Here is a 12,414-nt window from a genome sequence, read left to right on the forward strand (position 1 = left end):
CGGTTGACGCAAGTGCCGCATCCGCCAGAGCTTGACCGTAGCAACGACGGCCAGGACCACACGGTTTTGCCGTACGCACGGCCCGCCATTTCGTCACCGGTTTCGACGACGTTGTGCACGTTGCCGCCGACCTGATGACGAGACGAAGCCTAGCAGCGCCGCTCGTCGGAACGAAGCCTTGGGCTCACGGAAAGCAATCCGCCCTGCCCCACGCCTCGCACCCGAACGCTGCCGCGTCCACCGCAAGCCCGGCTCGCGAACGTGACGACCACAAGATCGCCCCTCAAGGATGAGCCGGGATGGGCGACACATACGCCATTTCCGAATTTCGGTAAAGTGGAATATTTTTCCCGAAGGGGATTGACGCGCCCGCGACACAGGCCGCGCAATGACACGCCTCGCGTAGAAGCAACAAGGGGCGGCGCAAAACACCGCCCCTTTGGCGCAATCAAGACTGCGGCGAGGACAGGCGCCTAATACGGCTGATAATAGCCACGCGGACCATAATAGGGACCGCCGCCGTAATATCCCTGGCCGCCGTAGTAAGGACGGGGTCCGTAATTATAGCGGTCCTCGTAGTACTCTTGGCGTCTGCTCTCTGCGATCGCGCCGCCGATCAGACCTGCCGCCACGCCCATGAAGGCGAGACCTGCAGCGTTCGGACCTCGTCGATAATAGCGGTGGCGGCGAGCGGCGCTGAAATCGGTGGCAGCCGGAGCGGCCGGGCCCGCGGCAGCGGCCTTGGTGGGCGCGGGCGAGTCGGCAGCCGAAGGCGTGATAGAGGCCGTAATCAGAGCGAGACTTGCGAAAACCGCCAACACAGCGTTGCGGCCGGCTGCAGAAATCATCGGTCCTTTATTCATCGTGACCTTCCCTGTTCTCGCTCAAAGCGACATAATCAAACAAGACCTAATGCACAAACCACTGAAATGGTTTCGTGATCGCGGCAATCTGCCACGCTTTGAACGATTGTAAACCGAACGTCCACATCCAGCTTGAACCATCCAACATGAGCGGATAATGAACGGACGCACCGTTTTTCGGTCGCCGTAAGCGTTTTACGTGAACCAACGCATCAACCGACGTCGTCGGGATCGATGCCATTTTTGGGTTCACCGTGACTGACGCGTCCTATTCCAAAGAGAAATCAGATGATTGCGGTTCGCAAACTGCCGGCGCGCTATGCGCCGATCGTGATGCCATTCGTGCTGTCCATCCTCATGACGGCCGTGGTGTCGGTCATTTCCACGCTTCGAAGCCTCGGCGCAACGCCGGCGTTTCTCGCGACCTGGCCGGGCGCCTGGGCGCTGTCAATGGCTCGTCGCGTTTCCGACGCTGCTGATGGTGCTGCCGCTGGTCCGCCGGATCGTGGCTAGCGTCGTTGCCGTTCCCTCCCAATCGGGCCGATAGCGGGCGCGGACGGCGGCGCATGATGCACGCCGTCCCGCTTCCGCATGACCTTACGACAGCGCCCCGAGCACGCCGCGCGTCGCCTTGTCGATCTCCTCGACATAGCGGCGCCGGACGAAGGTCTCAGTGAGGAAGCCGACCACCTTGCGGCTGTCGGTGGAATCGACCACCGCCAGCATTTCGGCCTCCGCCTCGTCGAACACCGCCATCGCCGATTTCACGTTCATTTCCGGGATCAGCACGATCTCGGTCAGGCGCGCGAGCTCGATCACCTGGATCTCGTCGGCGATGCTGTCGAGGTCGCCGGAGAACAGGTCGGGCAGCAGGACGAGGCCGACATATTCGTCCGCATTGTTGACGATGACGATCCCGGGCCGCGAGCCCAGCGCGAATTCACGGCGGACCGCGGCGATCGTCGTGGTCGACGGCACCTTGCCGACATCGGAGCGCATCAGCCGCTCGACGGTGAGGTTGCGCAGCCAGCCGACGTCGTTGGCGCTGCGGATGGTCTCGCCGCGCAGATGCAGGCGCCAGGTCGAGAAGGAGTGTCCGAACATGAAGCGGACGCAGATCGAGGTGACGATGCAGCCGGCCAGCACCACGGCGGTGACGTCGACGTTGCGGGTCATCTCGAGCACGAGGAACGACATGGTCAAGGGACCGCCGACGATGGCGACACCGAGCGTCGCCATGCCCGTCAGCATCGCGACCAGCGGATCGATCACGAAGTTCGGGCTGATCAAGACCAGCACCGCGGCAAAGAACTTTCCGATCAGGCTCCCGACGAACAGCGAGGCAAAGAACAGCCCGCCGCGGAAGCCGGAGGCGAGCGAGATCAGGCAGGCCGTCACCTTCAAGGCGATGATCAGCGCGATCAGGCCGATCGTCATGTCGTGAAAGAGATCGAGCACCATCGCGCCGTGGCCGGCCGCCAGCACCTGCGGCGTGACAATCGCAAAGCCCCCGACGATGAGGCCGCCGATCACCGGGCGCAGCCAGACCGGCAGCCATTTGAACAGGCGCTCGAACATCGAGGACGAGCGCATCACGGCGATGCCGACGCCGCTGGTGACGAGGGCGAGCCCGATCAGCGCCAGATATTGCTCGACGCCGACGGCGCTGACCTTGGGGATTTCGAGCGAGTATGGCGCGCCGCCGAGCCATTGCGCGGTCAGCGCACCGGCGAGCGAGGCGGCGAGGATCGGCGCGGCGCTGCCGACCGAATAGACGCCAACGATGAGCTCGCAGGCGTAGAAGGCGCCCGTGATCGGTGCACCGAAGGCCGCCGCGATCGCCGCAGCGGCGCCGCAGCCGACGATCAGGCGCAGATCGTTGCGTCGCAGATTGAAGAACTTGCCGAGCAGCGAGGCGATGCCCGAGCCGATCTGGGTATAGCCGGCCTCGAGGCCGACTGAGGCGCCGCAACCGTTCGAGATCAACGTCTGGCTCGACACCACCATGCTGTCGCGCATCGACAGATTGCCGCCACGCAGCGCGTTCGCCTCGATCGGATCGACCGCACTGGAGAGCTTGAGCCGTCGCCGCCACCACTCCATGATACCGAGCGCCAATCCACCCAGCGCGGGCGCAATCAGCGCGGCCCAAGGACTGACGCTGGTATTGGCAGACAGGCGGACATCGATGGGAATGCCGTAGATCACCATATGGGCGATCTGTGCAATCTCGGCCATCAGCGTCACGATGGCGCCGGCAAGCGTGCCGATCACCAGCGCCAGCGGGATCAGATAGAATTCGTTGCTGCGCAGCAGCGCCCGCAGCCGAACCATGACGCGGTTCGTCCCCTTGCGGTCGGCGAGATGTCTGATCCGCAGGAACACTTTCTGCCCGCCCTACCCTTCCGACATGCCGTAGCCGGACATGCGCTGGCGGACCCGCTCGATCTCGGCGCTCGACAGCAGCGGCGGCTCTCCGATCTGGAGACAGCCGTGATATTGCCGCGCCAGCGTCTCGGCCTCGACGGCGAGCCACATCGCCTTGTCCAGCGACTTCCCGATCGCGATCATGCCGTGATGGTCGAGCAGGCAGGCAAGCCGGCCCTCCAGCGCCCGAACGGCATGCTCGGACAGCTCCATCGTTCCGAAGGTGGCATAGGGCGCGCAGCGGATGCTGTCGCCGCCGGCGGCCGCGATCATGTAGTGCACGGGCGGGATCTCCAGGCCCATGATCGCCAAGATGGTGCAATAGGTCGGATGGGCGTGGACGACAGCGTTGATTTCGGGCCGGGCCTTCAGGATGTCGAGGTGGAAGCGCCACTCGCTGGACGGCTTCTGATCGGGCGCGTGCGAGCCGTCCATGGTCATGAACACGATCTGGTCCGGCGTCATGGCGTCGTAGGGCACGCTGGTCGGGGTCACCAGAAGCCCGTCCACATGCCGGACGCTGATATTGCCCGAGGTGCCCTGGTTGATGCCGAGCGCGTTCATGCGGCGGCAGGCGCCGATGATGGCCAGTCTCTTGTCGAGCTCGTCCGCTGTCATCGACATCTCGATTTCCTGACGATGGGCGCCTGTCAGACGGGGAGTACGTCAAGCAATATGGCAGCGCAAGAGAAAGCGGGCCGGATCGCGCGCGAGCCCGCCAGCCGCCGCGTGGCATCATGAAATAAACATGAAAATCAACGCATTAACAATTGTCGCAGCTCTACGGCAAGCTCGCCCGGACCGCTGCGATCCCATTGATCACGAACTGCACCGAATAGGCCGCGAGCAGCATGCCGAGCACGCGTGAGAGGACGGCGTTGCCGGTGCGTCCAAGGCTCCGCGCGATCATGTTCGCGAAGATAAAGCAGAGCGTGCAGAGCAGGCACACCGAGAGCACGACCGCGATGATGATCGCGAGCCTCGGACCGTAGCCGGCATCGCCCGTCAGGAGCAGCGTGGTCGCGATCGCGCCGGGACCGGCCATCATCGGGATCGCCAGCGGGAATACCGCGACGTCGGAGGCATGCTCGGAGCTTGCCTTGTCGGCCTCGCGAGCCTCGCGATGCGGACGGTCGCCGAAGATCATCTGGTAGGACACGCCGAACAGCAGCAGTCCGCCGGCGATCTGGAAGGCGGGGATGCCGATCCCGAGCTGGCGCAGCAGCCAGTTTCCGATCAGGGCGATCACCACCAGGATCGACGCCGCAATCAGCGGCGCGCGCAGCGCGATGGTGCGCTTGGTCTTGTCGGGCATACCTCCGGTCGCGGCAAGGAAGGCCGGCGCAAGGCCCACGGGATCGACCACGAGCAGCAGCGTCACGAACGCAGATAAGGTGAAGTCGATCATGTCTCGGTGGGCTCCCTGGACGCAGGAACGATGGCTGGCGGAGTGACTTAGCCCGACAGAACCGCTTTGAAAATCACCGGAGATGCACAATGAGCGACAGTGGAATTGGAATGTTGCTGGGCCAGCTTTCGGGCAACCTGCTCTGGCTCTGGTTCATCGGAGCCTTCGTGCTGGGTGCGGTCCTCGTCTACGGCGTGGCGAAGGCGGGGCGCCTGCGGCGCCACGAGCGCGCGCAGCTTGACCGCAACACCGAGGCGCGGCAGCGGCAGGAAGATCCCTACAAGCGTCCGACCTGAGCGCAGGTTGCCGTTTGGAACTTTCGTTCTCCGAAAGCTTTTGATCGCCTGAGGATTGCGGAAGGCGATGCCTTCGCGTGTCACCTCAAGAGGAGGATGTATGGCCAAGAAAGCAAAGAAGCGCACAACCAAGAAATCGTCGACGGGCCGTGCCCGTCAGGCGCCGAAGATGTTGAGCGACCTATTCCTGGAAACGCTCAAGGACATCTATTTCGCCGAGAACAAGATCATCAAGACCTTGCCCAAGATGGCCAAGGCTGCCAACTCGAAGGAGCTCGCGGCGGCTTTCAACAAGCATCTGCGCGAAACGCAGGGTCAGGTCAAACGTCTGGACCAGATCTTCAAAATGCTAGGCAAGCCGGCCCGCGGCAAGCCTTGCGAAGCGATCAACGGCATCACCGACGAAGGCGCCGAGATCATGAAGGAGTTCAAGAACGCGCCTGCGCTCGACGCCGGTCTGCTCGCAGCCGCGCAGGCGGTCGAGCATTACGAAATCTCCCGCTACGGCACCTTGCGCACCTGGGCTGAGGAGCTCGGCATGCAGGACGCCGCAAGGCTGCTGCAGGCGACGCTGGACGAGGAAGAGGCGACCGATCACGCGCTGACCGAGCTCGCCACCTCCGTGATCAACCTCGAGGCGGAAGAGGAATACCGCCAGGCGGCCTGAGCCGCACATCGCGTGACAACGGAGCGCCGCGGTCTGGAAGGCCGCGGCGCTTGTCTTTTCGGATCGCACGATCCGCATGGCACCTCCGCGCCGCCGGGCTGGAATTCTTGGGAACCGGCCCCATATTCAGCGTTCCCCACCGCCGAGCCTGCATCATGCAACCCAAAAATCCCCTCGACTGGATGCTGTCCGAAGCCCTGGACTCGCTGACCCGCGCCGAACGGCTGCGCCAGCAGTTCGGCCGCCAGGAAGCCTGCTGGGAGCCGCCGATCGACGTGCTCGAAACCGAGCATGAGCTCCTGATCCTGGTCGCGCTTCCCGGCGTCAATCCCGACAATGTCGAGACTGTCATCCATGACGGCGTGCTCGTCATCTCCGGCCAGCGCACCCTTCCGCCGGAGCTTCGCAACGCCCGCATCCACCGGCTCGAACTGCCGCAGGGGCGTTTTGAGCGCCGCATTGCATTGCCCGTTGGCCGCTACGCCATCAGCCGCTTCGTGATGGACGGCTGCGTCGCGCTGCGCCTCGCCAAATCCTGAGGTCGATCATGGCCACCGAACCAATGAATACCGCACAGACAAGTCCCCAGAGCAATTCCGACGTGAAAATCCCCGAAGACGCGCTGATCATCATCCCCGTGCGCGAGATGGTGCTGTTCCCCGGCGCCATCGCGCCGATCGCGATCGCGCGGCCGAAGTCGGTCGCCGCCGCGCAACAGGCGCTGCGCGAGCAGCGGCCGGTCGGCATCGTCCTGCAACGCAGCCCCGAGACCGAGGAGCCCGGACCGGACGACCTCTATCGGGTCGCGACCATCGCCAACATCGTGCGCTACATCACCGCGCCCGACGGCACCCATCACATCGTTTGCCAAGGCGTGCAGCGCGCGCGCATCCTCGACTTCCTGCCGGGGACGCCGTTCCCGGCCGCGCGGATCCAGCAGATTCCGGAGCCGACCACGAGCACGCCCGAGATCGAGGCCCGCGGGCTGAACCTGCAGCGCCAGGCCATCGAGGCGATCGAGCTGCTGCCGCAGGCACCGCCCGAACTGATCGCGATGTTCCAGGGCACCACCGCGCCCGGCGCGCTGGCGGACCTGGCGACCTCGTTCATGGACATCAAGCCGCAGGACAAGCAGGAGGTGCTGGAGACCATCGACCTCGCTCTGCGTGTCGAGAAGGTGTCGAAGCATCTGGCCGAACGGCTGGAGGTGCTGCGCATCAGCAACGAGATCGGCCAGCAGACCCGCGCCAGCTTCGACGAGCGGCAGCGCGAAGCGATCCTGCGCGAGCAGATGGCGACCATCCAGCGCCAGCTCGGCGAAGGCGACGGCAAGGCGGCCGAGGTCGCCGAGCTGACCGCTGCCATAGCCAAGGCCAACATGCCGCCCGAGGCGGACGCTCATGCGAAGAAGGAGCTGCGCCGCTACGAGCGCATGCCGGAGGCCGCCGGCGAGGCCGGCATGGTCCGCACTTACCTGGACTGGCTGATCGAGCTGCCGTGGGCGCTGCCCGCGGAGAAGCCGATCGACATCAAGGAAGCGCGCCGCATCCTCGATGCCGATCACTTTGGCCTGGAGAAGATCAAGAGCCGGATCATCGAATATCTGGCGGTGCGCAAGCTGGCGCCGCAGGGCAAGGCGCCGATCCTGTGCTTCGTCGGACCGCCCGGGGTCGGCAAGACCTCGCTCGGCCAATCCATCGCACGCGCGATGGATCGTCCCTTCGTGCGCGTCAGCCTCGGCGGCGTGCATGACGAGGCCGAGATCCGCGGCCATCGGCGCACCTATATCGGCGCGCTGCCCGGCAACATCATCCAGGGCATCAAGAAGGCCGGCACCCGGAACTGCGTCATGATGCTGGACGAGATCGACAAGATGGGCCGCGGCGTGCAGGGCGATCCTTCCGCAGCGATGCTGGAGGTGCTCGACCCCGAGCAGAACGGGACGTTCCGGGATAATTACCTGGGCGTGCCCTTCGACCTATCGCGCGTGGTGTTCATCGCGACCGCCAACATGCTGGACCAGATCCCGGGTCCGTTGCTGGACCGCATGGAGCTGATCAGCCTCACCGGCTACACCCAGGAAGAGAAGCTGGAGATCGCGAAGCGCTATCTGGTGCGGCGGCAGCTCGAGGCCAATGGCTTGACGCCGGAGCAAGCCGAGATCGAGCCGGAGGCGCTGCAACTGGTGGTCAAGGGCTACACCCGCGAAGCCGGCGTGCGTAACCTCGAGCGCGAGATCGGCAAGCTGTTCCGCCATGCTGCCGTGCAGGTCGCCGAAGGCACGGCTGCCAAGGTCGTCGTGGCGCCGAAGGATATCGGCACCGTGCTCGGCCAGCCGCGCTTCGAAGGCGAGATCGCGCAGCGCACCAGCATCCCAGGCGTGGCCACCGGCCTTGCCTGGACGCCGGTCGGTGGCGACATCCTGTTCATCGAGGCCTCGCGGGTATCCGGTCGCGGCGGGATGATCCTGACCGGCCAGCTCGGCGAGGTCATGCGCGAGAGCGTGCAGGCTGCGATGACGCTGGTGAAGAGCAAGGCCACGCAGCTGGGCATCGATCCGCAGCTGTTCGAAAAGAGCGACATCCACGTTCACGTGCCCGCAGGCGCGACCCCGAAGGACGGGCCGAGCGCGGGCGTTGCGATGTTCACGGCGCTGACGTCCCTGCTCACCAACCGCACGGTGCGCAGCGACACCGCCATGACCGGCGAGATCTCGCTGCGCGGCCTGGTGCTCCCGGTCGGCGGCATCAAGGAGAAGGTGGTGGCGGCTGCGGCCGCGGGCCTGAAGCGGGTGATGCTGCCGGCGCGCAACAAGCGGGACTACGACGACATCCCGCAGAGCGCGCGGGATAACCTCGAATTCATCTGGCTTGAGCGCGTCGACGAAGCCATCGCCGCGGCGCTCGAGCCGGCCGAGGCCAAGATCGAGGCCAAGGTCGAAGCGGCGGAGTGAATGCGATGAAAAAACTGCTGGAAAGAGCGAAGCGATCGCGGACAACGCAACGGCTGCGCCAGTTGCTCGATCGCACCATCGACGGGGTTCGCGATGCGCTGGCGGCATCAGGACCGCGGCTTCAGCCGATCCCGGTTCGCGCGAAGCGCCGCAAGGGTTGAGCCCTCCGTCTCAAGTCCTCGCGACAGCCCCGAACAAAAGGCCCCCTCCACGCGAGGGGGCCTTTGCGTTGTTAGCCCACGGCGTCCTTGGCGGCCTTGACCGGGCGGGCGCGGACGATCTTCCGGGCCGGCTTGGCCTTGAACATCATCTCTTCGCCCGTGAACGGGTTGGTGCCCTTGCGCGCCTTGGTCGCGGGCTTCTTGATGACCACGAACTTGGCGAAGCCCGGCACCAGGAACAGGCCGTTCTTCTTGAGCTCCTTGTGGCCGACGTCGGTCAGCGTCTCCATGACGCTCTTGACGTCACGCTTGGAAAGCTCGGTGGTGGTCGCGATCTTTTCGATCAGCTGCGATTTCGACATTTGGGTGGCCATCGTGTCTCCTCTGATTCGTTGACGGCTGCATATTAGACCAACCGGTGAAGGCCTATAGCCTTCTGCACAGTTTTGTCGGGGTTTTACGGGCTTTTTTGGCCCTCTGTGGCAAAAAACCCTGCTTTTTAGCCACTTCCGGAGCGGGAGAAGCCTCAGGCAGCGGATTTTACCTTGTTTCAAAGGCCCGCACGCAGCCTTGCTAAAGCTGATTCGATGCTTTCGACAAGCGACGACCGGCCTCTTTGTGAAAGGCGGGTCGCGATTCACCCTGGAAATAAGGCTAGACCGTCGGGATGCGGCGATCGCGGGTACTTTCTTTCCCTTATTTCTAAGGAGCCCGACGAGCTTCGCTCGCGCTAGATACGTTCGATGATGACGGCCGGGGCCATGCCACCGGCCGCGCACATGGTGACGAGACCGCGCTTCAAGTCGCGCCGCTCGAGCTCGTCGAGCAAGGTGCCGATCAGGATCGAGCCGGTGGCGCCGATGGGATGGCCGAGTGCGATCGAGCCGCCATTGACGTTGACCCGGGCGCGGTCGAGCTTGAGGTCGCGGATGTATTTTTCCGCAACCACGGCAAAGGCCTCGTTGATCTCGAACAGGTCGATGTCGTCCACGGTCAGCCCCGCCTTCGCCAGCACCTTGCGCGTCGCCGGCACCGGCGCGTTCAGCATCAAGGTCGGCGAGTCCCCCATGTTGGCCATCGCGACCACGCGCGCGCGCGGCTTCAGGCCATGCGCCTTGGCATAAGCTGGCGACGCCAGCAGGATCGCAGCCGCGCCGTCGACCACGCCGGACGAGTTGCCGGCGTGGTGCATGAAGTCGATCTCGAGCTCGGGGTACTTCTGCAGGATCAGGCCGCGATAGGTCGTGCCCTTGTCGTCGAGCGCATAGTCGGCGACCGCGGGGAATGCGGGCTTCAACGCGCTCAACCCTTCCATCGTGGTCTGCGGCCGCGGATATTCTTCATGGTCGAGCGCGAGGCTGCCGTTCTCGCGATGCACCGGCACGAGACTCTTCTTGAAGTGGCCGTTCGCGATCGCGAAGGCTGCGCGCTTCTGGCTTTCGAGGCCGAGCGCGTCCACGTCCCTTCGCGTGATGCCTTCCATGGTCGCGATCGCGTCGGCGCAGACGCCCTGATGCGACTGCGGATGCCGCGCACGCAGGCGCAGATTGCCGTTGTCCATCATCATCGGGCCGCCGCCGCGACGTCCTTCCATCGACATCATCTCGCAGCCGCCGGCGACGACGAGATCTTCCGCGCCCGCCATGATCGAGCTTGCGGCCATGTTGACGCTGGTGATGCCGGAGCCGCAGAAGCGGTCGAGCGTCACGGCACTCGCGCGCACGTCGTAGCCGGCGTCCAGCGCCGACATGCGGCCGAGATCGCCGCCTTGCGTTGCGACCTGCGCGCTGCAGCCCCAGATGATGTCGTCGACATCGGCGGTGTCGATGCCGGTGCGCGTCGCGAGCGCGCGCAGCACGGTTGCTCCCAGCTGCTGTGGATGAATGCCCGAGAGTGCGCCCTTGCCGGCCTTGCCGACGCCCCGTGGGGTCCGGCAGGCATCGATGATGAGTGCGTCGGTCATTGGCGTTATCCTCTTTTTGAATTCTTGGAGGCGTTTTGAATCAAGGTGCGAAGGGAGTCAATGCGCGTCGGCGGAACCGCCTCACCCCACCCTCTCAGCGCAAGCCAAGCTCGTCGCGCCTCCGCAAGAACGGGGGGAGGGAGAGCAATCACGCCCCCGCCGCGTTCTTCGCGATCACGTTGCGATAGAAGCTGGCACTGAGTTTTGGCGTACGCACCTGCGTGTCGAAATTGACGTGGTAGAGCCCAAAGCGCTTGTTGAGCCCGAACACCCATTCAAAATTGTCCATCAGGCTCCAGAGGAAGTAGCCGCGCACCGGCACGCCTTCGGCGGTGGCGCGCTGGAGCTGAGCGAGGTAGTTGCGCAGATACATGATGCGGTCGGTGTCGTAGATCTTGCCATCGGGCGTCACGACGTCGTCGCCGGAGGTGCCGTTCTCGCTGATATAGATCGCGTCCGTCTTCCATATCTTCGCCGCCAGCTTCGGCACCCAGTAGATCGTCTCGGGGCCGACGCGCAGCCAGTCCGAATTCATGTGCGGGAACGATTTCGGGATCGGCAGCGGCATGAAGCCCGCGCCCTGGTCGGACGCCACCACATAGTTCTGCGGCGCGTAGATGTTGAGGCCGAGGAAATCGACGGGCGAAGAGATGATCTTCAGCTCCGCATCGGTGTATTTCGGCGCGTCGCGCCCGGCGAACTTCAAGAAGGCGTCGGTGTACTGGCCCGTCATGATGACGTTGAGATAGCCGGCGTTCATCTCGCGCAGCGCGATCTCGGCGGCACGGACGTTCTCCGGCGTGTCGATCGCGGGGGCGCAGGCATCGATGTTCTCGGCCGGCCCCACCCTGGTGCCGCGGCGGCCATGGGCGCGCACCGCCTGCACCGCGAGCCCGTGCGCGAGCGCGCTGTTGTGCCTGATCTGGTTGACCTCGGCTTGCGGCAGCATCACGCCGGGCGCGTCGATGCCGATGCCGTAGCCGAAATGGACGAAGCGACCGCTCTCGTTTAGTGTGAACACGTTCTTGACGCGATCAGTCAGATGCTCGGCGACATAGGCCGCGTAATCACCGAAAATCTTGCAGGTCTCCGTCGAGCGCCAGCCGCCAAACCGGTCCTGGAGCGATTGCGGCAGGTCCCAATGATAGAGCGTCAGCCACGGCTCGATGCCGTTCTTGAGGAGTTCGTCGACCAGGCGGTTGTAGAAGTCGAGCCCCTTCGGGTTGGGTTTGCCATCGCCGTCCGGAAACAGCCGCGGCCAGGCCACCGAGAAGCGATAGGCCTTGCAGCCGAGCTCCCTGATGAGCGCGATGTCTTCCTTGTAGCGGTGATAGTGCTCGTTGGCGCGGTCGCCGGTGCTGCCGTCCTCGATCTTGCCGGGGATGCGAACGAACTTGTCCCAGATCGAGGCCCCTCGCCCGTCCTCGTTGACCGCGCCCTCGACCTGATAGGACGAGGTCGCCGTGCCCCAGACAAAGCCCGCCGGAAAGCCGTCCACGCTCCGCGGGGACGATGCGGGCTTGGCATCCGCGACCTCAAGAGGATTGGCGATTCCGGCTGCGGACAATCCCGCCAGCGTGGCGAACTGGCGGCGCGAGACCTTGTCCGACATTGATAGTGCTCCGGGTGATGCTCTTTCGGCGGCACCATGGCGAATCGCGGGTCGTTTGAGAAGC

General features: G+C 64.6%; 12 protein-coding genes and 1 pseudogene. 6 read left to right on the top strand and 7 right to left on the bottom strand.

Annotation, left to right across the window (positions count from 1 at the left end; genetic code table 11):
- Positions 1-473: 473 nt before the first annotated feature.
- Entirely contained in the window at positions 474-863 is a 390-nt protein-coding gene (locus tag IVB45_RS26535) for a hypothetical protein (protein WP_247359159.1), read from the bottom strand.
- Positions 864-1,151: 288 nt separating this feature from the next.
- Here IVB45_RS26535 and IVB45_RS26540 point away from each other — a divergent pair.
- Positions 1,152-1,410 (top strand): annotated as a pseudogene (locus IVB45_RS26540) (DUF2798 domain-containing protein).
- Positions 1,411-1,460: 50 nt separating this feature from the next.
- Here the strand turns inward: IVB45_RS26540 and IVB45_RS26545 are convergent.
- The 3 genes from IVB45_RS26545 to IVB45_RS26555 form a co-directional block, all read right to left on the bottom strand.
- Positions 1,461-3,248, bottom strand: coding sequence for a chloride channel protein (locus IVB45_RS26545; protein WP_247359153.1), 1,788 nt, complete (start codon positions 3,246-3,248; stop codon positions 1,461-1,463).
- A gap of 12 nt (positions 3,249-3,260) precedes the next feature.
- Positions 3,261-3,914 carry a class II aldolase/adducin family protein gene (locus tag IVB45_RS26550; protein WP_247359150.1) on the bottom strand — a complete coding sequence of 218 codons (654 nt, stop codon included), beginning with the start codon at positions 3,912-3,914 and terminating at the stop codon, positions 3,261-3,263.
- A gap of 157 nt (positions 3,915-4,071) precedes the next feature.
- Positions 4,072-4,698: a MarC family protein gene (locus tag IVB45_RS26555; RefSeq protein WP_027566573.1), complete on the bottom strand. Its 627-nt coding sequence runs from the start codon at positions 4,696-4,698 to the stop codon at positions 4,072-4,074.
- A gap of 89 nt (positions 4,699-4,787) precedes the next feature.
- Here IVB45_RS26555 and IVB45_RS26560 point away from each other — a divergent pair, with 89 nt between their 5' ends.
- From IVB45_RS26560 to IVB45_RS26580, 5 genes are all read left to right on the top strand, one after another.
- Positions 4,788-4,994, top strand: a complete 207-nt coding sequence (locus tag IVB45_RS26560) for a hypothetical protein (protein WP_027566572.1) — start codon at positions 4,788-4,790, stop codon at positions 4,992-4,994.
- Between the two features lie 100 nt (positions 4,995-5,094).
- Positions 5,095-5,661, top strand: a complete 567-nt coding sequence (locus IVB45_RS26565; protein ID WP_027566571.1) for a ferritin-like domain-containing protein — start codon at positions 5,095-5,097, stop codon at positions 5,659-5,661.
- A 155-nt stretch (positions 5,662-5,816) separates the two neighbouring features.
- Complete coding sequence (locus IVB45_RS26570; protein ID WP_007601432.1) at positions 5,817-6,200, top strand: Hsp20/alpha crystallin family protein; 384 nt, start codon at positions 5,817-5,819, stop codon at positions 6,198-6,200.
- 8 nt (positions 6,201-6,208) lie between these two features.
- Positions 6,209-8,614 (top strand): endopeptidase La, encoded by a 2,406-nt coding sequence (gene lon, locus IVB45_RS26575; protein WP_247359149.1) that lies wholly within the window; start codon positions 6,209-6,211, stop codon positions 8,612-8,614.
- 5 nt (positions 8,615-8,619) lie between these two features.
- Positions 8,620-8,775: a hypothetical protein gene (locus IVB45_RS26580; protein WP_247359147.1), complete on the top strand. Its 156-nt coding sequence runs from the start codon at positions 8,620-8,622 to the stop codon at positions 8,773-8,775.
- Positions 8,776-8,846: 71 nt separating this feature from the next.
- Here the strand turns inward: IVB45_RS26580 and IVB45_RS26585 are convergent, their stop codons facing one another.
- The 3 genes from IVB45_RS26585 to IVB45_RS26595 all read right to left on the bottom strand — a co-directional run bounded on the left by IVB45_RS26585 (position 8,847) and on the right by IVB45_RS26595 (position 12,350).
- Positions 8,847-9,149 (bottom strand): HU family DNA-binding protein, encoded by a 303-nt coding sequence (locus IVB45_RS26585; RefSeq protein ID WP_007601427.1) that lies wholly within the window; start codon positions 9,147-9,149, stop codon positions 8,847-8,849.
- A gap of 356 nt (positions 9,150-9,505) precedes the next feature.
- Positions 9,506-10,738 (bottom strand): acetyl-CoA C-acetyltransferase, encoded by a 1,233-nt coding sequence (locus tag IVB45_RS26590; RefSeq protein ID WP_247359145.1) that lies wholly within the window; start codon positions 10,736-10,738, stop codon positions 9,506-9,508.
- 148 nt (positions 10,739-10,886) lie between these two features.
- Complete coding sequence (locus tag IVB45_RS26595; protein ID WP_247359143.1) at positions 10,887-12,350, bottom strand: GH1 family beta-glucosidase; 1,464 nt, start codon at positions 12,348-12,350, stop codon at positions 10,887-10,889.
- Between the last annotated feature and the right edge of the window lie 64 nt (positions 12,351-12,414).

It is taken from the genome of Bradyrhizobium sp. 4, assembly GCF_023100905.1.
GTDB lineage: Bacteria > Pseudomonadota > Alphaproteobacteria > Rhizobiales > Xanthobacteraceae > Bradyrhizobium.

Coding starts and splice junctions, on each gene's coding strand:
- IVB45_RS26550 (WP_247359150.1), bottom strand. CDS start 3,914: ATGTCGATGACAGCGGACGAGCTCGACAAGAGACTGGCCATCATCGGC.
- IVB45_RS26565 (WP_027566571.1), top strand. CDS start 5,095: ATGGCCAAGAAAGCAAAGAAGCGCACAACCAAGAAATCGTCGACGGGC.
- IVB45_RS26585 (WP_007601427.1), bottom strand. CDS start 9,149: ATGGCCACCCAAATGTCGAAATCGCAGCTGATCGAAAAGATCGCGACC.
- IVB45_RS26580 (WP_247359147.1), top strand. CDS start 8,620: ATGAAAAAACTGCTGGAAAGAGCGAAGCGATCGCGGACAACGCAACGG.
- IVB45_RS26560 (WP_027566572.1), top strand. CDS start 4,788: ATGAGCGACAGTGGAATTGGAATGTTGCTGGGCCAGCTTTCGGGCAAC.
- IVB45_RS26590 (WP_247359145.1), bottom strand. CDS start 10,738: ATGACCGACGCACTCATCATCGATGCCTGCCGGACCCCACGGGGCGTC.
- IVB45_RS26595 (WP_247359143.1), bottom strand. CDS start 12,350: ATGTCGGACAAGGTCTCGCGCCGCCAGTTCGCCACGCTGGCGGGATTG.
- IVB45_RS26555 (WP_027566573.1), bottom strand. CDS start 4,698: ATGATCGACTTCACCTTATCTGCGTTCGTGACGCTGCTGCTCGTGGTC.
- lon (WP_247359149.1), top strand. CDS start 6,209: ATGGCCACCGAACCAATGAATACCGCACAGACAAGTCCCCAGAGCAAT.
- IVB45_RS26535 (WP_247359159.1), bottom strand. CDS start 863: ATGAATAAAGGACCGATGATTTCTGCAGCCGGCCGCAACGCTGTGTTG.
- IVB45_RS26570 (WP_007601432.1), top strand. CDS start 5,817: ATGCAACCCAAAAATCCCCTCGACTGGATGCTGTCCGAAGCCCTGGAC.